This is a genomic window from Halorubrum depositum, assembly GCF_007671725.1.
In the GTDB taxonomy this organism is placed as follows: domain Archaea; phylum Halobacteriota; class Halobacteria; order Halobacteriales; family Haloferacaceae; genus Halorubrum; species Halorubrum depositum.
In genome coordinates, this window is record NZ_VCNM01000002.1 from 1,224,529 (window position 1) to 1,242,519 (window position 17,991).

Genomic DNA, 17,991 nt, shown 5'->3' on the forward strand with positions numbered 1-17,991 from the left:
TTTTTAAACGACTCCGGCGCGGCGGAAGCGATTAGTCGACGGCGACACCCGAACCCGTATGGACGACCCCTACGCCCCCGCCCGCGACGCCCTCGTCGGCGACGGGCTCGGTGGCGGCGCGGCCGACGGTGACGCGCGCGAGTTCGACGACGCCGACCCCGCCGTCCTCGCCGCCCGCCTCGACGACGCCGACCCACTCTCCGCGTTCGCGGACCGGTATCACGTGCCGGGCGACCGCTTGTACATGGACGGCAACTCGCTCGGCCCCGCGAGCGACGCCGCCCTCGCGAGCCTCGACCGCGTCGTCGACGAGTGGCGCGAGCGGCTGATCTCGGGGTGGACCGACGCCGACCCGCCGTGGTTCTCGGTGGGCGAGCGGCTCGGCGACGCGCTCGCGCCGCTGGTGGGTGCGGACCCCGCGGAGGTCGTCGTCGGCAACTCGATCACCGTCAACATCCACACCCTGATCGGCACCTTCCTCGACGAGCTGCTGGCGGGGAACGGCCCGGAACGGGCCGAGGTCGAGGCCGCAGACGGGAGCTGGGACCCGAGCGTCGACCCCGCCGTCCTCGCCAACGGGCTCGACTTCCCCTCCGACCACTACGCGATCCGGGCGCAGCTCCGGCAGCGCGGGATCGACCCCGACGAGAAGCTCCGCGTCGTCGAGAGCCGGGACGGGCGGACGATCGACCCCCGCGACGTCGAGGCCGCGCTGGCGGCGCACGACGACGTGGGGATCGTCTTCATGCCGACCGCGCTGTACCGCTCCGGGCAGCTGTTCGACGTTCCGCGGATCACCGAGGCCGCCCACGAGGCCGGCGCGTACGCCGGCTTCGACGCGGCCCACTCCGCGGGCGCGGTCCCGCACCGGTTCGGGGAGAGCGGCGTCGACTTCGCGGTGTGGTGTACCTACAAGTACCTCAACGCCGGCCCCGGCTCCGTCGGCGCGCTGTTCGTCGCGGAGCGCCATCACGGGCTCACGCCTGCGCTGACGGGGTGGTGGGGCCACGAGAAGGCGACGCAGTTCGAGATGAACATGGAGTACACCCCGGCCGACTCGGCGGGCGCGTGGCAGATCGGCACCCCGCCGCTGCTCGCGGCCGCGCCCCTGGAAGGCTCCGTGGAACTCCTCCGGGAGGCCGGGATCGACCGGCTCCGGGCGAAGTCGCTCGCGCTCACCGACTTCCTGATCGCCCTCGCCGACGACCGGCTTCCCGAGGTCTCGGTCGGCACGCCCCGCGAACACGCGGTCCGCGGCGGCCACGTCGCCCTCGAACACCCCGACGCGGAGCGGCTGAGCGCGGCTCTCAAAGACCGAGGCGTGGTCGTCGACTTCCGCCCGCCGAACGTGGTGCGCGTCTGTCCGGCCGCGCCGTACACCTCGTTCGCGGACGTGCTGGAGGTGGTCGACGAGATCGAGGCGATTCTCGACAGCGGCGTGCACGAGAAGTACGCGACGGGAGAGGGCGGGGTGACGTAGGGACACGGAGCACTAATTTATAAATCAGACCGCGGTGGCGCGCGCCTCCGAGCGGCCGCCCTCGGCGGCCGCGAGGAGCGTGCGCGAGGGAGTCGGTGGTCCGTAGCAAAGCGGAGGACCACCGACGAGGCTGGGGAGGCGTGAGGCGTGGTCGCTGTGCTGTCCGGGGCGGGACTCGAAGGGGCAGTCGCCGGCGGCTTCGCCGCCGGCTTCCAGAGGCGCGAAGCGCCTCGCGGCTGGGGCTTTGGAGGTGTTCATCGGTGATCCAGCGTCGACCGCCTACAGTCGAGCAGCTGGGGCTTTGGAGATATCCACCCCTGATCGGTCGGCAGCGATCGGGAACCGACAACCGATCCCGCCACCGATCACTCATACCCAAACCACGTATAGCGACGGGCTTAATCGCCCGAGCGCCCAACGTCCGACGATCAGCTAATGGCGGAACCGTCGGGCATGGACGCGTTCGCGCACCTCGGGAGCGAGGTCCGGGAGGCGCTCTCCGATCAGGGTTTCTCCACCCCCACCGAACCCCAGCGCGAGGCGATCCCGCCGCTCGCCGAGGGGAAGAACGCCCTCGTCCTCGCCCCGACGGGCACCGGGAAGACGGAGACCGCGATGCTCCCCGTCTTCGACGCGGTCGTCGACGCCCGCGACTCGCCCGGGGACCAGCCCCGCGAGGGGATCTCCGCGCTGTACATCACGCCGCTCCGCGCGCTCAACCGCGACATGATGGACCGGCTGGAGTGGTGGGGCGACCGGCTCGGCGTCGAGGTCGCGGTGCGCCACGGTGACACCACGCGGTACGAGCGGAGCAAACAGGCCGACGACCCGCCGGACGTGCTCATCACGACGCCGGAGAGCCTCCAGGCGATCCTGACGGGCTCGAAGATGCGGGTCGCGCTTGAGGACGTGGCCCACGTCGTGATCGACGAGGTCCACGAGCTGGCCTCGGCGAAGCGCGGCGCGCAGCTCACGGTCGGGCTCGAACGCCTCCGGCGCGTGGCGGGTCCGTTCCAGCGGGTCGGGCTCTCGGCGACCGTGGGCACGCCCGAGGAGGTCGGGCGGTTCCTCGTCGGGTCCGGAAAGCGCGACCCCGACCGCCCCGGCGACCGCGAGTTCGAGATCGTCGAGGTCGCGGCCGGGACGCGGACCGACGTCCGGGTGCTCGATCCGGAGATCACGGGCCGAGACACGACCCTCGCGGGCGAGCTGGCGGTCGACGAGACGACCGCGAGCCACGTCCGGACGATCCGGGAGATCGTCGCGGACCGCGAGTCGACCCTGATCTTCGTCAACACGCGCCAGACCGCGGAGGCGCTCGGCTCGCGGTTCAAGACGCTCGCGGAGCGGGAGGAGAAGGACGGGGCGGTCGACGACCCCACCGAGATAGAGGTCCACCACGGCTCGCTCTCGAAGGACGTCCGGATCGACGTGGAGGATCGGTTCAAGGCGGGCGAGATCGACGGGCTCGTCTGCACCTCGTCGATGGAGCTCGGCATCGACGTGGGGCGCGTCGACCACGTGGTCCAGTACGGGAGCCCGCGCGAGGTCGCCCGGCTGCTCCAGCGCGTCGGGCGCGCGGGCCACCGCCGCGACCTCGTCTCGGAGGGGACCGTCGTGACGCAGGGCGGCGACGACACCCTCGAAGCGCTGGCGATCGCCCGGCGCGCCGACGCCGAGCTCGTCGAACCGGCCGCGATCCACCACGGGAGCCTCGACACCGTCGCGAACCAGATCGTCGGGGTCGTGATGGACGAGGGCGACGTCCACGCTCGGGAGGCGTACGACACGGTCACGAGCGCCTACCCGTTCCGCGACCTCTCGGAGCCGCAGTTCCAGGAGATCGTCCGGGAGCTGGACGGGAACCGGCTGCTGTGGCTCGACGAGGAGTCGGACACCTTGGAGAAGTCGGGGGGCACGTGGCAGTACTTCTACGCGAACCTCTCGATGATCCCCGACGAGTCCACCTACGAGGTGTACGACATGTCCTCAAGACGCGGCATCGGCACCCTCGACGAGCGGTTCGTCGTCAACTTCGCCGGGCCGGGCGAGACGTTCATCCAGCGCGGCGAGATGTGGCGCATCACCGAGGTCGACGAGGAGGAGGAGCGCGTGAACGTCACGCCCATCGCCGACCCCGCGGGCGAGGTGCCCTCGTGGATCGGTCGGGAGATTCCCGTCCCCAAGCCCGTCGCCGAGGAGGTCGGGCGAATTCGGGGCGAGGCCGCCGAGGCGCTAGAGGCGGGCTCGACGCCCGAGGCGGTCGCGGCCGACCTCGCCGAGCGCTACCCCGCAGACGAGGGGACGATCGCGGCCGCGCTGAAACCGGTGGTCGACCACGTCGACGCCGGCCACCCGGTGCCCGCGGACCGCCGGGTCGTGATCGAGGGGAGCGCCCGCACGGTCGCGGTCAACGCCGCCTTCGGCCACGAGGTCAACGAGACGCTCGCGCGGCTGCTCGCGGCGCTCGTGGGCCAGCGCGCCGGCTCGTCGGTCGGGATGGACGTCGACCCGTACCGGATCGAGTTCGAGGTGCCTCACGGCGTCGATCCCGCGACCTTCCGGGAGGTGTTGGAGACGACCGACCCCGACCGGCTGGAGGCGTACCTCGAACTCGCCCTGAAAAAGTCCGACGCGCTGAAGTTCACGCTGGCGCAGGTCGCCGCGAAGTTCGGCGCCGTCAAGCGCTACCGCGAGGGGAGGGGGCGGTTCGGCGGCGACCGCCTCCTCGCGGCGCTGGAGGGGACGCCGGTCTACGACGAGGCGCTCCGCGAGGTGTTCCACGCCGACCTCGCGGTCGCGGAGACGGCGGAGGTCCTCAGGGAGGTCCGGGACGGCTCCCTCGACCTCGAAATCGCCCGCGAACGCACCCCTCTCGGCACGGCCGGACGCTCTGCGGGGACCGAGTTCCTCGTCCCCGAGAACGCCGACGCCGACGTGATCGAGACGGTCCGCGAGCGCATCCGGAACGACCGCGTCATCCTGTTCTGTCTCCACTGTGCCGACTGGAAGCGCACGACGAAGGTGCGGCGCATCCCCGATCGGCCGGAGTGCCCGGAGTGCGGCTCGACCCGCGTCGCGGCGCTGAACCCGTGGGACGACGAGACGGTCGCGGCGGTCAGAGCGACCGAGAAGGACGAGGAGCAGGAGCGGCGGACGAAGCGGGCGCATCGGGCGGCTAGCCTCGTCCAGACGCACGGGAAGCGCGCCGTGATCGCGCTGGCGGCGCGCGGCGTGGGGCCGCACAACGCCGCGCGGATCATCAACAAGCTGCGCGAGGACGACGACGAGTTCTACCGCGACGTGCTCAGACAGGAGCGCGAGTACGCGCGGACGCAGTCGTTCTGGGACTAGATCGGGGCTCAAGAATCACATTCGGTCATAAAAGAACGCGTAGTGTGATCGGGCACTTATAATTAATCGGCCGTACGGCGAACACCTCCAAAGCCCCAGTCGCGACGACTCGCGCACCTCGCTGCGGTCCTCAGTCGCTCGCGCTGCTCGCTCCCTGCGGTCCTTGCGTCGGTGTGCTTCGTCCTCGCGACTGCCCCTTTGAGCCCCACCCCGCACAGCAACCGCAGCCTCACGCCTCCCCAGCCTCGTCGCTGGCGCCATCGGCGCCAGCGACTCCCTCGCGCGGCGCTCCTCGTGGCCTACCGGCCACTCGGAGGCGCGCGCCGGCGTAATTTTATTTATAAATAGTCGCCGTCGATTCCGCAACCCGCCCTCTACTCGTCCGGGTACTTCGGCTCGCGTCGCTCGGCGCGCTCGGTCGCGCGCTCGATGACCTCGCGGACCGTGTCGGGACCGTCGCTCGCGCGGTAGACGTCACCGTGGCCGGGATACATCGCCTCGACGGTGTCCGGGAGCACGTTGAGAATCGTGTGGAGGCTCTCGATCAGCTCCTCGCGCGACTGGCCAGCCATGTCGGTGCGACCGAACGAGCCGTCGTCGAACGCGCCGTCGTTGTAGACGACCACGTCGCCGGAGTAGAGCCGCTCCTCGCCCACGAACGCGACGTGGTCGTCGGCGTGACCCGGACTCTCGACGACCTCGCAGGGCTCGTCGCCGATCAGGATCTCGTCGCCGTCGACGATGCCCACGTCGCGCCGCGGGTGCGCGGCCTTCGCGTAGAGGGTGGCGTCGAAGCGGTCGAGCACCGCGTCGAGCTCGCCGACGTGATCGTGGTGCTGGTGGGTCAACACGACCCGGTCTAACCCGTCGACGCCGGCGTCGTCGAGCGCGTCGGCGATGACGTCGCCCACGCCGGGCATCGTTCCGGCGTCGACCAGCGTCGGCGCCTCGCCGGGCACGAGGTACGCGTTGCAGGTGAACTCCTCCGCGTCGGCAGTGACGGTGATCGGCTCCATACCCACACGAGGGCGTTCGCGGCGTAAAAACGTGTACGCCGCGGCGACGCGGTGTCGGTGCCGCGCCGGAGTCCCCGGATCCGATCCCGGCAGGGGATTTATCACTCGTGCCCTGCTACTGTTACACACATATGGGCTTCGGAAGCTACGACGAATCCGAACAGGAGAACCAGGACCTGGACGCGGATTTCGACGACGAGGACGGAGTCCGAGCGGCGGAAGAGGTACACGAGGGCTCCGTCGACTACGAGCCCGGCGCCTCCAACGACGAGCTCCTCGACCGGCTCCAGGAGATCAAATCCGAGGAGAACTGATCGGGTGACCGCGCCGAGCCGGACGCTCGGGATCGCCTTCTCCGACGGCGACCGAACCAGCCGCCTCGCCGGCGCCGTCGTCAGACGCGACGGGACCCTCGACGGCCTCGCCTTCGGGCGCTGCACCGTCGGCGGCACCGACGCGACCGACGCCGCGGTCGCCCTCTTCGACGCCCTCGACCGCGAGGACGTCCGCCACGTCGCCTGCGCCGGGGTCGCCCCCGCCTGGTTCAATCTCCTCGACCTCCGCCGCCTGCACGAGGCCCTCGACCGGCCCGTCTACGCGGTGAGCTACGAGGCGAGCCCCGGGCTCGAACCCGCGCTCTGCGACGCGTTCGACGGCGATGCCCTCGACCGCCGGCTCGACGTCTACCGCTCGCTCCCGCCCCGCGTACCGGTCGAGCGCGACGGAGAGGGGGAGCGCGACTCGCCGAACGACCGCCCCGCCCCCCTCTTCGTCCGCGCGGTCGGGATCGACGACGGCCGCGCGGCCGCGGCCGTCCGCGACCTACTCCGAGACGGGTTCCGCCGGCCCGAACCGCTCCGGCTCGCCGCCATCGCGGCCAGCGCGCACCGCGAGGCGACCGCGGGGGGATAGCGGGACGGCGGCGACGCAGCGACCCCCGTCAGCGCGACCGCGGAGGGGGAGCGGGACGGCGAGCGGACCCCCGTGGATATATATCGCCCGCGGCCGACCGCCTCCGCATGAGCGACGACTCTCCGCCGGACGGCGGCGCCTCGGACGACTCCGCCCCCGACGTGACCTTCCGCGACCGCGACCGACTCGTCCGGACGCCGGCCCACGGCGTCGCACTCGACTGCCTCGCCGCCGGGATCGCGGCCGCGCGCCCGGACCGGCTGATCCCGAGCGCCGTCTCGGTTCGCGACGGCGTCCTCCGGATCGAGGGGTCGGAGACCGGTGCGGACGCCGACCGCGTCGGCGAGTACGACCTCGACGACTACGACCGCGTGGTCCTGATCGGGGCGGGCAAGGCGTCCGCGGAGGTCGCGGCCGCGCTCGCCCGAGTGCTCGAAGGCACCGGCCGCGAGATCGCCGAGGGCGTCGTCGTCACCGAGGACCCGTCGGAGCGACCGTCGACGCCGGGCGTAGAGATCCTGCCCGGTGACCACCCGGTCCCGAGCGACGAGGGCGTGGAGAGCGCGCGGCGCGTGCTGGACGTCGCCGAGCGCGCCGGCCCGGACGACCTCGTGCTCGCCGCGATCACCGGGGGCGGGAGCGCGCTGCTCGCGGCGCCCGCCGACCCGATCTCTCCGGACGACCTGCGCGAGCTGACCGAGGCGCTGCTCGCCTGCGGCGCGTCGATCGACGAGATCAACGCGGTCCGCAAGCACTGCTCGGCGGTGAAGGGCGGGCAGCTCGCGCGGGCGGCGGGCCCCGCGACCGTCGCCACGCTCGCGATCAGCGACGTGATTGGCGACCCGCTCGACATCATCGCGAGCGGTCCGACCGTCCCCGACCCCTCCACCTACGCGGACGCGCTGGCGGTGTTGGACCGCTACGACCTCGACGCGCCGGAGTCCGTGCGCGAGCGGCTCGACGCGGGCGCGGCGGGCGAGATCGCGGAGACGCCGGCCGCGGGCGACTCGGCGTTCGACCGCGCGCGGGCGTTCGTCGTCGGCAACGGCCGGACCGCGCTCGACGCCGCCGCGGACGCCGCCGCAGACCGCGGGTACGAGCCGCTGGTGCTCGCCGCCGGAGTCAGGGGGGAGGCCCGGGACGCCGGCGTCACGCACGTCGCCATCGCGGAGGAGTGCGCGGTGCGGGGGTCGCCCGCCGAGCCGCCGGCCGTGCTGCTCTCGGGCGGAGAGACGACCGTGACGCTCGGCGACGCCGACGGGACGGGCGGGCCGAACGCGGAGTTCGCGGCGAGCGCCGGCCTCGCGCTGGCCGAGGGGCCGCTCGGCGGGAACGGGGGTTCGTCCCGCATCGTCGTCGCGAGCGCCGACACCGACGGGATCGACGGCCCCACCGACGCCGCGGGCGGGATCGCTGACGCGACGACGCTGGACCCGGACGTCGCCCGCGACGCCCTCGACCGCCACGACGCCTACCCCCTGCTCGACGAGGCCGGCGCGCTGCTCCGCACCGGGCCGACCGGGACAAATGTCAACGACCTGCGCGCGATCGTGATCGAGGCGGCCGACGGGGAGTGACCGAAAGCGTCGGTCCCGGCGCGGTCTAGTCCCGGCGTGCGGAGCGTTCACGCGTCACGTTCGGTTGCTGTGGGTTTTTGCGGCGACCGCGCTTAGGCTCGGAGAGATGACGCCCGAACTCGACGAGATCGACCTCGGCACCGTCCCGCTCGGTCGGACCGGGCTCCGAACGAGCGAGCTCCAGCTCGGCACGTGGCGCTTCGGCCGCGTGACCGAGGCGGGGAACGTGGAGATCGACGAGGCGCGCGCCCACGAGCTGCTCGACGCCTACGAGGCCGCCGGCGGCAGATACGTTGACACCGCCGACGTGTACGGCGGCGGCGACTGCGAGCGCTGGATCGGCGACTGGCTCGCCGAGCGCGACCGCGAGCGCTACACGGTCGCCTCGAAGGTGTACTGGCAGATCCGCGACGGCGACCCGAACAGCCGCGGGACGAACCGCAAGAACGTCCGCCACCGCGTCGACGCTCTCCTCGACCGGCTCGACACCGATTATATCGACGTCCTGTACATCCACCGCTGGGACGACGAGACGCCGGCCCGCGAGCTGATGAAGACCCTGAACGGGCTCGTCGAGTCCGGCAAGGTCCACTACCTCGGCGCGTCGACGCTCCGCCCGAACGCCTGGAAGGTCGCCCGCGCCAACGCGATCGCCCGGAGCGAGGGGTGGGAGCCGTTCACCGTGCTCCAGCCGCGCTACAACCTCGTCGACCGCGAGGTCGAGGGCGACTACCTGGAGTTCGCCCGGCAGCAGAACCTCGCCGTCTCCCCGTGGAGCCCGCTCGGACAGGGCTTTTTGACCGGGAAGTACGACCGCGACGAGGACCTCCCCGACGAGTCGAAGGCCGCCGAGTCGAGCCGCTTCCGGGAGGCGTACCTCACCGAGGAGAACTTCGACGTCCACGACGAGCTCGACGCCGTCGCCGACGAGGTCGACGCCTCGCCCGCCCAGGTCGCGCTCGCGTGGCTCGCCCACCGCGACGACGTCACCGCACCGATCGTCGGCGCCCGCACCGTCGACCAGCTCGCGGAGAACCTCGCGGCCGCGTCGATCGACCTCTCGGACGAGCAGGTCGACCGCCTCACCGCCGCGAAGGCCGGGCCGTACGACGAGCTGTAGGGCGCCCCGTCAGTCGGGTCCGTCGGATCGCTCGGTCTCCGACCGTTCCGCCTCCCCGCCCCCCGTCGCCTTCCCGTCCGCGCGGTCGCGCTCCCGCGCCGCCGGGTCGCGCTCGCTCGGGTCGCCGTACCCGCCCCCGCCCGGGGTCCGGACCGTGACCGTCGTCCCCGGCTCCACGTCGACGGTCGCCTTCGCCGGCACCGGGTCCCCGTCGATCAGGTTCTCGCCGGTGGCGCCCGACTCTCCGCCCTCGATGCCGGCTGGAGCGCGGCGCCGTCGCTCCGTCAGCAATGAGACGGTCGCGGCGGTCTCGACGCGAACGCGCCGTTCGAGCCCGAGCCCGCCGCGGTGGCGCCCGTCGCCGCCGCTGTCCGGGCGGAAGGCGTACCGCTCCACGCGGAGCGGGTACGCCGCCTCCAGCGCCTCGACCGGCGTGTTGAGGGTGTTCGTCATCCCGACCTGCACGCCGTCCATCCCGTCGGCGTCCGGGCGCGCGCCGAAGCCGCCGCCGATCGTCTCGTAGTAGGTGAACGACTCGTCGGGGGCGGCCTCGCGGTCTCCGCGGCCGTCGCGACTGCCGCCCCCGCCGTCCCCGCCACGACCGCCGCGGCTCCCGATCGTGAGGTTGTTCATCGTCCCCTGGCTCCCCGCGGTCACCCGCTCCGGGACCGCCTCGCCGAGCGCCGCGAGCACGACGTCGGTGACGCGTTGGCTCGTCTCGACGTTCCCGCCGACGACCGCCGCCGGCGGGTTCGGATTGAGGATCGACCCCTCGGGCGCCGACACCGACACCGGCTCGTAGCAGCCGTGGTTCGGCGGAATCGACGGGTCGGTGACGCAGCGCACGACGAAGTACACCGCGCTCTTCGCGACCGCCAGCGGCGCGTTGCAGTTCCCGTCGACCTGCGGGGCGCTCCCCGCGAAGTCGACCGCGAGGCGGTCGCCGTCGACGGTCACCGCGGCCCGGATCGGGAGGTCGGCGTCGGTGACGCCGTCGCCCTCCATCGCGTCCTCGGCCTCGTAGGTCCCGTCCGGGAGGTCCTCGATGGCGGCGGTCATCCGCTCGCGGGAGTAGTCGATCACGGCGTCGAAGGCGCGTTCGAGGCGGGCGCGGCCGTGCTCGTCGGCCAGTTCGCGGAGCCGGTCGTCGGCCCGCTCGTTGGCCGCGAGCTGCGCCTCGAGGTCGGCGCGGCGCTCGGCCGGGGTCCGGACGTTCGCGAGGATCAGGTCGAGGACGTCGTCGACGCGCTCGCCGCCGTCGACGAGCCGGAGCGGCGGGATGCGGAGCCCCTCCTGCTGGATCTCGCGGGCACCGGCCGGCATGCTCCCGGGCGCCATCCCGCCGACGTCGGCGTGGTGCGCGCGGGAGACCGCGAAGCCGACCACGCCGCCGTCGAGCGACAGCGACGAGACGAGCGTCACGTCCGGGAGGTGCGTCCCGCCCGTGAACGGGTCGTTGAGGACGAACACGTCGCCGGGCGCGGGATCGCGCTCCCGCACGGCCGCGACCGCCTCGGGCATCGCGCCGAGGTGGACCGGGATGTGCTCCGCCTGCGCGACCATCCGGCCGTCGGCGTCGAACAGGGCGGTCGAGCAGTCCCGCCGCTCCGTGATGTTCGGCGAGTAGGCGCCGCGGATCAGCACCTGTCCCATCTCCTCGGCGACGCCCTCCAGCTGGTTACGGAGGACCTCCAGGGTGACCGGGTCGAGGGCGGGGGCGCCGTCGCTCGCGCGGTCGCGGTCACCGGCGTCGTCTCGCCCGGTCATCGCCGCTCACCTCCGGCCTCAACCGCGTCCCGCTCCAGCACCACCGTCCCGTCCCGGCGGACGCGCCCGCCCCACGCCGGCGGGACCACGGTCGTGCTTTCGGTCCCCGCGAGCACGGCCGGACCGTCGAGGGCCTCACCCGGACCCAGCGCGTCGCGGTCGTACACGGTCGCCGAGACGCATCCCGCGTCGGGGAAGACGACCTCGCGGGACCCGCGTTCGGCGTCGGCCTCGCCCGCTCTGTCGACGGTCGGCGCCTCGACGTCGACCGTGGCCGTGACCCGGAGCGTGACGGCCTCGACGCCGGCGTCGAGCCGGTAGCCGTAGGCGCGCTCGTGGGCCGCGGCGAAGCGCTCGGCGAGGGCGTCGGGGTCGACGGCGGGATCGGCGGCGCCGTCCGCGTCGTCTCCGTCCCCCTCGCCTCTCCCCGCGTCGACGGTCAGCTCGAAGCTCTGCCCGGCGTACCGGCAGTCGGCCGCGCGCTCGACGCGGGCGGCCGCGGGGTCGGAGACGTCGTCGAGGACCCGGTCCGTCAGGGCCGCGAAGGCGTCACCGAGGTCGGCGGCGGTCGCGTCGGAAAGCGGGAGCCGGACCGTGCGGGCCGCGTCGTGGGTCTCGTCGGCCGCGAGCAGCCCGTACGCCGACAGCACGCCGGCCGGACCGGGGACGAGCACGCGGTCCATCTCGAGGCGGTCCGCGAGCGCCGCGGCGTGCATCGGCCCCGCGCCGCCGAAGGCGACGAGGTCGAAGTCGCGGGGGTCGCGACCGCGCTCGACCGTCACCGACCGGATCGCCCGCGCCATCGTCGCGTTGGCGACGCGGTAGACGCCGCGGGCGGCGGCGGTGGGGGCGTCGAGGGGGTCCGCCGTCTCGCCGTCGTTCCCGGACCCGACGTTCCCGCCGAGATCGGCCGCCCCGTCGATGTCGGCCGCCTCGGCGAGCCGGGCGAGCGCCTCGCGGGCGGCGTCGACGTCGAGCGAGAGGTCGCCGCCGAGCGCCGCGTCCGGGCCGATGTAGCCGAGGAGGACGTCGGCGTCGGTGACGGTCGGCTCCGTGCCGCCCTTCCCGTAGCAGGCCGGGCCGGGGTCGGCGCCGGCGGACTCCGGACCGACGCGGAACGCGCCGCCGGCGTCGGTCCACGCGATCGACCCCCCGCCCGCGCCGACCGTCTCGACGTCGACCGTCGGCGTGCGGATCGGGACGTCGGCGATCGTCGTCTCCGCGGTGCGCTCGACGCGCCCGTCGCGCACGAGACTCACGTCGCTCGACGTCCCGCCCATGTCGAAGGTGACGGCGGACCCGCCGGCGGAGCCGGACCCCGCCTCCGTCCCGCCGAGCGTCTCGCCGCCCGCGACCGCGGCCGCGCCGACGACGCCCGCCGCCGGCCCGGAGAGGACCGTGGTGACCGCGCTGTCGCGGACCGTCGCCGCGTCGGCGACGCCGCCGTTCGAGCGCATCACCCGCGGCGCCGGGAGTCCGAGGTCGCGCGCGCCGGCGACGACGCGGCCGAGGTAGGCGTCGAGCTCCGGCGTCAGGTAGGCGTCCGCGACGGTCGTCGCCGTGCGCTCGAACTCGCGGAACTCGGGGAGCACGTCGTGAGAGGCGGAGACGGGGACCGAGAGCTCCTCGCGGAGGACGTCGGCGACCGCGGCCTCGTTCTCCGGGTGCGCGTACGCGTGCAGCAGCGAGACGGCGACGCTCTCGGCGTCGCTCGCGGCGATCTCGTCGGCGAGGTCGCGGACCGCCTCCGCGTCGACCGCCCGCTCGGTCCCGCCGGTCGTCGCCCGCTCGTCGACCTCGAACCGCCGCCGGCGGGGGACGAGCGGGGGCGCCTTCTCGGCGCGCAGGTCGTAGAGGGAGGGGCGCGTCTGGCGGCCGATCTCTAAGACGTCGCGGAAGCCCGTGGTCGTCACGAGCGCGGTGCGCGCGCCGTCGCGCTCCAAGAGGGCGTTGACGGAGGCCGTCGTCGCGTGCGCGAAGGCGTCGACGTCCGTCGGGTCGATCCCGGCCGCGGCGCAGGCCTCGCGGATCCCGTCGAGGACGCCGGCGTTCTGGGGCGTCGTCGTCGGCACCTTCGCGGTGGTGAGGTCGTCGCCGACGAGGAGCGCGGCGTCGGTGAACGTGCCGCCGACGTCGACGCCGATCCGGACGGGCCGGCTGTCGTCGGCCATGCCGGGAGTTACCGCTCCGCGCAGTACTCGACGAAGTTCCGGAGGATCCGGAGCCCCGTCTCCCCGCTCTTCTCGGGGTGGAACTGCGTGCCGAACACGTTGCCGGCGTCGTTGGCGACGACCGCGGGGAAGTCGACCCCGTAGTCGGCGGTGGCGACGACCGCCTCCGGGTCGTCGGGCTCGGCGTAGTACGAGTGGACGAAGTAGGCGTATTCCCCGTCGACCCCGTCGACGATCGGGTGCTCGCGCTCGACGTCGAGCTCGTTCCACCCCATGTGCGGGACCTTGCGGTCGACGTCGAACCGGACGTTGGTGCCGGGAACGAGGTCGAGGCCGGTCACCTCGCCCTCGCCCTCGTGGTCGGCCTCCTCGCTGGAGGTGAGAAGCATCTGCATCCCCAGACAGATGCCGAATAGCGGGCGGCCGGCGTCGGCGTGGTCCGTCAGCGCCTCGCGCAGCGGCCCGGCGTTCTCCATCCCCTCGCGGAACGCGCCGACGCCGGGGAGGACGACGCCGTCGGCGGCCGCGAACGCCTCGGGGTCGTCGGTGATCTCGACCGACGCCCCCGCACGCTCCAATCCGCGGGTCGCCGACCGGAGGTTCCCGAGCCCGTAGTCGACTAAGACGACGTCCGCCAGCGTCTCCGCGGGCGGCTCGAAGGTGCTCATACGTCCCCTCCGAGGGGGACGGAAAAGTCGGTTTCCCTTGTGACAGTCGGGCGCGGCGGGGCGGCCCGGCGTCGGGCGGCGTCAGACGACGGGGACGCGCGGCGGCGGTGCCGCGACGACGCGGACGCGCGCGGCGCAGGGAGGCGTCGAACGCGGCCGACCCGTGGTCGCTCCGGCGGCGCTCACTTCAGCGCCGCCTCGGCCATCCGCTGCGGGAAGCCCATGAGCAGCGCCACGATGCCCTGCGCCTCGTCGCCCTCGCGGAGCGCGGAGCGGATCCGCTGGGAGAAGATCTCCACGGAGATGATCAACACGAGAATGACGAGGATCGTCGCCATCATGTTGGTGAACGCGAACAGCCCCTGCTGGACGGAGAGCACGTTCCCGAGTCCGCCGCCGCCGATGATCCCGAGCGAGACGGCGATCCGGACGTTGATCTCGAAGATGTACAGCGTCCACGCGATGAACGGCGTCGTCACCTGCGAGAGCATCCCGAAGGTGATCGTCTGCGGCTTGTTCGCGCCGGTCGTCTCCATCGCCTCGATCGGTCCGTCCTCGATCTCCTCTAACTCGTCGGTGAAGAGGCGACCGAGGTTGCCGATCGTGTCGGTCGCTATCGCGAGCGTCGCGGTGACGGGGCCGATCCCGCCGAGCGGAATGTAGATGAGCCCCCACACAAGCGCCGGGATCGCGCGGATCGAGGACATGAGCCCGCGGAAGATGAAGTTGAACGGGAACGGCGTCACGCGGCCCGAACCGAGGATGCCGAACAGCAGCGCGAGCGGGAACCCCATGACGGTGCCGGCGAACCCCATCGCGAGGGTGATCCCGGCCTCGCCGAGCAGCGGCGTGTCGCCACCGACGCCGCCCCAGATGAGGTTCCGTTCCGAGATGAACGCCCAGTAGTCGAGGAATCCGCTCGGGTCGATGAAGGGGAACGACGGCGCGAGGAACGGGAAGAAGTCGCGGAGCGCGTTGAGGAAGTTCGGGAAGTACGTGGGGATGTTCGCCGCGAAGAAGCCGACGGAGACGAGCGCGTAGTAGAACACGCCGCCGAGCGCGAGCAGTCCGACGCCCATCACGAGCGCCTTGACGCGGCGAGCGAGGACGATCGCCTCGTAGCGCTCGCGAACGGACTCGTCGTAGCTCATTGGCCCATCCCCCCGCCGGAGACCCGCTTCGACGACGCGTCGTCGAGCGACCCGCCGTCGGCGCCCCGATCGGCGTCAGAGGCGAACATGCCCTCCGTGTCGATGTCGCCGTAGATCTCGTCTATCACGTCCATGTCGAACTCGTCGCGGTAGCCGTCGAACACCTTCCGCCCGTCGCGGAGGCCGATGAACCGCTCGCCGAACTTCCGGGCGAGGTTCACCTGGTGGAGGCTGATGACGGCCGTCAGGTCGCGCTTGCGCGCTGCGGTCCGGAGGTACCCCATCACCTGCTGGGAGGAGCCCGGATCGAGGCTCGCGACGGGCTCGTCTGCCAGCAGGATCGTGGGGTCCTGTACCAGCGCCCGGGCGATCCCGACCCGCTGCTGTTGGCCGCCGGACATGCGCTTGGCGCTCTGCTGGGCCTCGTCGAGCAGTCCCACGGTGTCGAGCGCCTCCAACGCCTGGAGCTTGTCCGCCTCGCCCTGCCGTTGGAGCAGCGAGTCGAGGAACGTGTTCCGGTTGAGCGACCCGGTGAGCGCGTTGGAGTACGCGGTCATCTGGTCGATGATGTTGTGTTGCTGGAAGATCATCGCGATGTCGTTGCGGGGACTGGTGACGGGTTCGTCGCCGACGCGGATCTCCCCCTCGGTGGGGGTCTCGAGCGCGTTCATGCACCGAAGCAGGGTCGACTTCCCGGAGCCGGAGACGCCGAGCACGATGACGAACTCGCCCTGCGGAACCTCGAACGAGACGTCGTCGAGCGCCACGGTGTCGCCGAACCGCTTCGTGAGCCCGTCGACTGTGATGCGACTCATTAGGTGTAAAGAGGGGTTGAGAGGTGGTTACGAAAGGTCTTCGAACTCGAGACCGAGCTGGTCGAGGACCTGTCGGATCGGCTCGTAGTCGTCGATGCTCCCCTCCTCGACGCCGGTGAACCAGAGCGGTTCGCCGTCGTAGTCGTCGCCGTGGCTGAGGTCCTCCTCGGACACGTTCAGGATGGCCTCCTCGATGTCGGCCTTGACCGGGGCGTCCCAGCTGGAGCGCGTCGCCAGCGGCGCGCGCGGGATCGGGTCGGACACCGCGAGCAGCTGGAGCTCGGTCCCCGACGACTCGATCTCGTCGCCGGCGCCCTCGTACTCCGCCGAGATGTCGACGAAGTCCTCGGACATCTCCTCGAACTGCTGCTGCGGGACGTACGGCGCCGACGAGAACGCCCCGGTCGTCGCGGCCATCACGTCGTCGCGCTGGACCATCTGCTCGCGCGCCGTGGTGTGGTCGGAGTACTCCGCGTCGAAGTCGTTCGCGTCGCCGTCGGGCGCGTTCCCGATGTCGAGCCCGGCGTCCTGGAGGACCGTGAGGGGGACGAGCGTCCCGGAGACGGAGAGGATGTCGCCCATGTAGATCAGCTCGCCCTCGAGGTCGGTGAGCGCCTCGATCCCGCTGTCGGGGGTCGTCGTGATCGTCGAGAAGTACTGCGCCGCGCCGTAGGCGATCCGCACGCCGACGACGTCGAGGATGTCCTCGCCCGCGATGACCGCCGACGGCGAGATGTCCGCGATCTCCCCCTGCTCGTTCCGCATCGCCTGGAGGGTCGCGGTGTAGCTCGCCGCGCGGTCGGACTCGATCTCGACCTCGACCTCGGACTCGAGGTACTCGAACATCGGCTGGTACTGCTGTTCGATCTCCACGTCGGCCTCGGCCGGGTTCAGGATGAACTGCGCGGAGGGCACGTCGTCCGTCTCGCCCGCCGTGCCGCCGTCAGAGCCGTCGGACCCGTCAGAGCCGTCGCTTCCGTCGGAGCCGTCGGAACCGTCCCCGCCGCCGGAACAGCCGGCGAGCGCGACCACGCCGCCCGCACCCGCTGTCTTGACGAACGTTCGTCGGTTCGACGACCATCTGTTGTCGGACATACAGCCGGTTGTCTGACTGGCGTGACTAATCGTTTTCTATGTTTTCTATATATATCGCGACGGTACGTCCGGTTCTCGGACGAGTATCGTCCGAACGGACCACCGGCGCACGTTCCCGGTTGAAACGCCCGTGGAGACGCGGTCACGGGCGCGGCAGCGGCGTCAGTACTCCCCGAGCCGCGACTGACCGCTCCCGCCCGCCGCGCCGCCGCTCAGCTCGGCCGCCCGCGCGATCGTCTCGAAGAAGCCGTCGCGCTGGCTCCGGTCGTACAGCGTCGCCGCCGGGTGGACCGACAGCAACACGCGACGCGACGCACCCGCGAGCCGGGCGTCGACGACGTCGCCGGACTCCGACGTGATCGCCACCGACCGGTCGAGCAGGTGCTCGCTCGGCACCTTGCCCAGCGTCACGATCAGCGCCGGATCGAGCCGGTCGATCTCCTCGTCGAGGTGGCCGCGGCAGTTCGCCAGCTCGTCGCTCGTCGGGTCGCGGTTGTCGGGGGGGCGACACCGCACGCAGTTGGTGATGCGCACGTCCGCCCGCGCGAGGCCGGCGTCCCGCAGCGCGTCGTCGAGCACGTCGCCGGACCGCCCGACGAACGGCTCGCCCTCCGCATCCTCGTTCGCGCCCGGTCCCTCGCCGACGAACAGCAGGTCTGCGTCCGTCGGCCCGACCCCGTCGACGATCCGGCTCCGCGACTCGACCAGCGCCGGACAGCGCTCGCACGACGGTACCCGGAGGTCGGCGTCGAGCGCGTCCCCGTGCTCTGTCATGCGCACCGATCCGGGCGGGGGCGACATAAGTCCGTTCGCCTCGCCCGACGACGCTCCGCCGCGCCCCGCGGTTTCCGACCCGACGACGCCC

General features: G+C 72.3%; 14 protein-coding genes. 6 read left to right on the plus strand and 8 right to left on the minus strand.

Annotated elements, in window-relative coordinates; all coding sequences use genetic code 11:
• Nucleotides 1-58: 58 nt before the first annotated feature.
• Both kynU and FGM06_RS13650 read left to right on the plus strand, forming a co-directional pair.
• Entirely contained in the window at nucleotides 59-1,480 is a 1,422-nt protein-coding gene (gene kynU / locus FGM06_RS13645) for a kynureninase (protein ID WP_144799779.1), read from the plus strand.
• Nucleotides 1,481-1,915: 435 nt separating this feature from the next.
• The gene (locus FGM06_RS13650) at nucleotides 1,916-4,834 is read left to right on the plus strand and encodes a DEAD/DEAH box helicase (protein ID WP_186311022.1); all 2,919 of its coding nucleotides are present in this window, start codon (nucleotides 1,916-1,918) and stop codon (nucleotides 4,832-4,834) included.
• Between the two features lie 374 nt (nucleotides 4,835-5,208).
• On the opposite strand, the gene FGM06_RS13655 is transcribed toward FGM06_RS13650, so the two are convergent.
• Nucleotides 5,209-5,850, minus strand: a complete 642-nt coding sequence (locus FGM06_RS13655; protein WP_144799780.1) for an MBL fold metallo-hydrolase — start codon at nucleotides 5,848-5,850, stop codon at nucleotides 5,209-5,211.
• Between the two features lie 131 nt (nucleotides 5,851-5,981).
• Here FGM06_RS13655 and FGM06_RS13660 point away from each other — a divergent pair, with 131 nt between their 5' ends.
• From FGM06_RS13660 to FGM06_RS13675, 4 genes are all read left to right on the plus strand, one after another.
• On the plus strand, nucleotides 5,982-6,164 hold the full coding sequence (locus tag FGM06_RS13660; protein ID WP_094522147.1) for a DUF5786 family protein: 183 nt from the start codon (nucleotides 5,982-5,984) through the stop codon (nucleotides 6,162-6,164).
• Between the two features lie 4 nt (nucleotides 6,165-6,168).
• Nucleotides 6,169-6,762, plus strand: a complete 594-nt coding sequence (locus tag FGM06_RS13665) for an endonuclease dU (protein ID WP_144799781.1) — start codon at nucleotides 6,169-6,171, stop codon at nucleotides 6,760-6,762.
• A gap of 107 nt (nucleotides 6,763-6,869) precedes the next feature.
• Entirely contained in the window at nucleotides 6,870-8,339 is a 1,470-nt protein-coding gene (locus FGM06_RS13670) for a glycerate kinase type-2 family protein (protein WP_144799782.1), read from the plus strand.
• A 106-nt stretch (nucleotides 8,340-8,445) separates the two neighbouring features.
• On the plus strand, nucleotides 8,446-9,459 hold the full coding sequence (locus tag FGM06_RS13675) for an aldo/keto reductase (RefSeq protein ID WP_144799783.1): 1,014 nt from the start codon (nucleotides 8,446-8,448) through the stop codon (nucleotides 9,457-9,459).
• Between the two features lie 9 nt (nucleotides 9,460-9,468).
• Here FGM06_RS13675 and FGM06_RS13680 read toward each other — a convergent pair whose 3' ends face one another.
• The 7 genes from FGM06_RS13680 to FGM06_RS13710 form a co-directional block, all read right to left on the minus strand.
• Entirely contained in the window at nucleotides 9,469-11,226 is a 1,758-nt protein-coding gene (locus tag FGM06_RS13680) for a hydantoinase B/oxoprolinase family protein (protein WP_144799784.1), read from the minus strand.
• Complete coding sequence (locus FGM06_RS13685) at nucleotides 11,223-13,397, minus strand: hydantoinase/oxoprolinase family protein (protein ID WP_144799785.1); 2,175 nt, start codon at nucleotides 13,395-13,397, stop codon at nucleotides 11,223-11,225. The genes FGM06_RS13680 and FGM06_RS13685 overlap by 4 nt, the downstream gene beginning before the upstream one ends.
• Before the next feature lie 8 nt (nucleotides 13,398-13,405).
• Nucleotides 13,406-14,065, minus strand: coding sequence for an imidazole glycerol phosphate synthase subunit HisH (gene hisH / locus FGM06_RS13690; RefSeq protein ID WP_144799786.1), 660 nt, complete (start codon nucleotides 14,063-14,065; stop codon nucleotides 13,406-13,408).
• A 182-nt stretch (nucleotides 14,066-14,247) separates the two neighbouring features.
• Nucleotides 14,248-15,216, minus strand: coding sequence for a phosphonate ABC transporter, permease protein PhnE (gene phnE, locus FGM06_RS13695; RefSeq protein WP_144799787.1), 969 nt, complete (start codon nucleotides 15,214-15,216; stop codon nucleotides 14,248-14,250).
• Entirely contained in the window at nucleotides 15,213-16,031 is an 819-nt protein-coding gene (gene phnC, locus FGM06_RS13700; RefSeq protein ID WP_144799788.1) for a phosphonate ABC transporter ATP-binding protein, read from the minus strand. Before phnC ends, phnE begins: the two co-directional genes overlap by 4 nt.
• Nucleotides 16,032-16,058: 27 nt before the next feature.
• Nucleotides 16,059-17,126 (minus strand): PhnD/SsuA/transferrin family substrate-binding protein, encoded by a 1,068-nt coding sequence (locus FGM06_RS13705; RefSeq protein WP_144799789.1) that lies wholly within the window; start codon nucleotides 17,124-17,126, stop codon nucleotides 16,059-16,061.
• A 162-nt stretch (nucleotides 17,127-17,288) separates the two neighbouring features.
• Nucleotides 17,289-17,900: a uracil-DNA glycosylase gene (locus tag FGM06_RS13710; protein WP_144799790.1), complete on the minus strand. Its 612-nt coding sequence runs from the start codon at nucleotides 17,898-17,900 to the stop codon at nucleotides 17,289-17,291.
• Nucleotides 17,901-17,991 lie beyond the last annotated feature (91 nt).

Bases quoted from the DNA above. Each gene is read 5' to 3' on its own strand.
- FGM06_RS13685 (WP_144799785.1), bottom strand. From the start codon at position 13,397: ATGGCCGACGACAGCCGGCCCGTCCGGATCGGCGTCGACGTCGGCGGC.
- phnE (WP_144799787.1), bottom strand. From the start codon at position 15,216: ATGAGCTACGACGAGTCCGTTCGCGAGCGCTACGAGGCGATCGTCCTC.
- hisH (WP_144799786.1), bottom strand. From the start codon at position 14,065: ATGAGCACCTTCGAGCCGCCCGCGGAGACGCTGGCGGACGTCGTCTTA.
- FGM06_RS13655 (WP_144799780.1), bottom strand. From the start codon at position 5,850: ATGGAGCCGATCACCGTCACTGCCGACGCGGAGGAGTTCACCTGCAAC.
- FGM06_RS13670 (WP_144799782.1), top strand. From the start codon at position 6,870: ATGAGCGACGACTCTCCGCCGGACGGCGGCGCCTCGGACGACTCCGCC.
- FGM06_RS13650 (WP_186311022.1), top strand. From the start codon at position 1,916: ATGGCGGAACCGTCGGGCATGGACGCGTTCGCGCACCTCGGGAGCGAG.
- FGM06_RS13705 (WP_144799789.1), bottom strand. From the start codon at position 17,126: ATGTCCGACAACAGATGGTCGTCGAACCGACGAACGTTCGTCAAGACA.
- FGM06_RS13710 (WP_144799790.1), bottom strand. From the start codon at position 17,900: ATGACAGAGCACGGGGACGCGCTCGACGCCGACCTCCGGGTACCGTCG.
- FGM06_RS13680 (WP_144799784.1), bottom strand. From the start codon at position 11,226: ATGACCGGGCGAGACGACGCCGGTGACCGCGACCGCGCGAGCGACGGC.
- kynU (WP_144799779.1), top strand. From the start codon at position 59: ATGGACGACCCCTACGCCCCCGCCCGCGACGCCCTCGTCGGCGACGGG.
- FGM06_RS13660 (WP_094522147.1), top strand. From the start codon at position 5,982: ATGGGCTTCGGAAGCTACGACGAATCCGAACAGGAGAACCAGGACCTG.
- FGM06_RS13675 (WP_144799783.1), top strand. From the start codon at position 8,446: ATGACGCCCGAACTCGACGAGATCGACCTCGGCACCGTCCCGCTCGGT.
- phnC (WP_144799788.1), bottom strand. From the start codon at position 16,031: ATGAGTCGCATCACAGTCGACGGGCTCACGAAGCGGTTCGGCGACACC.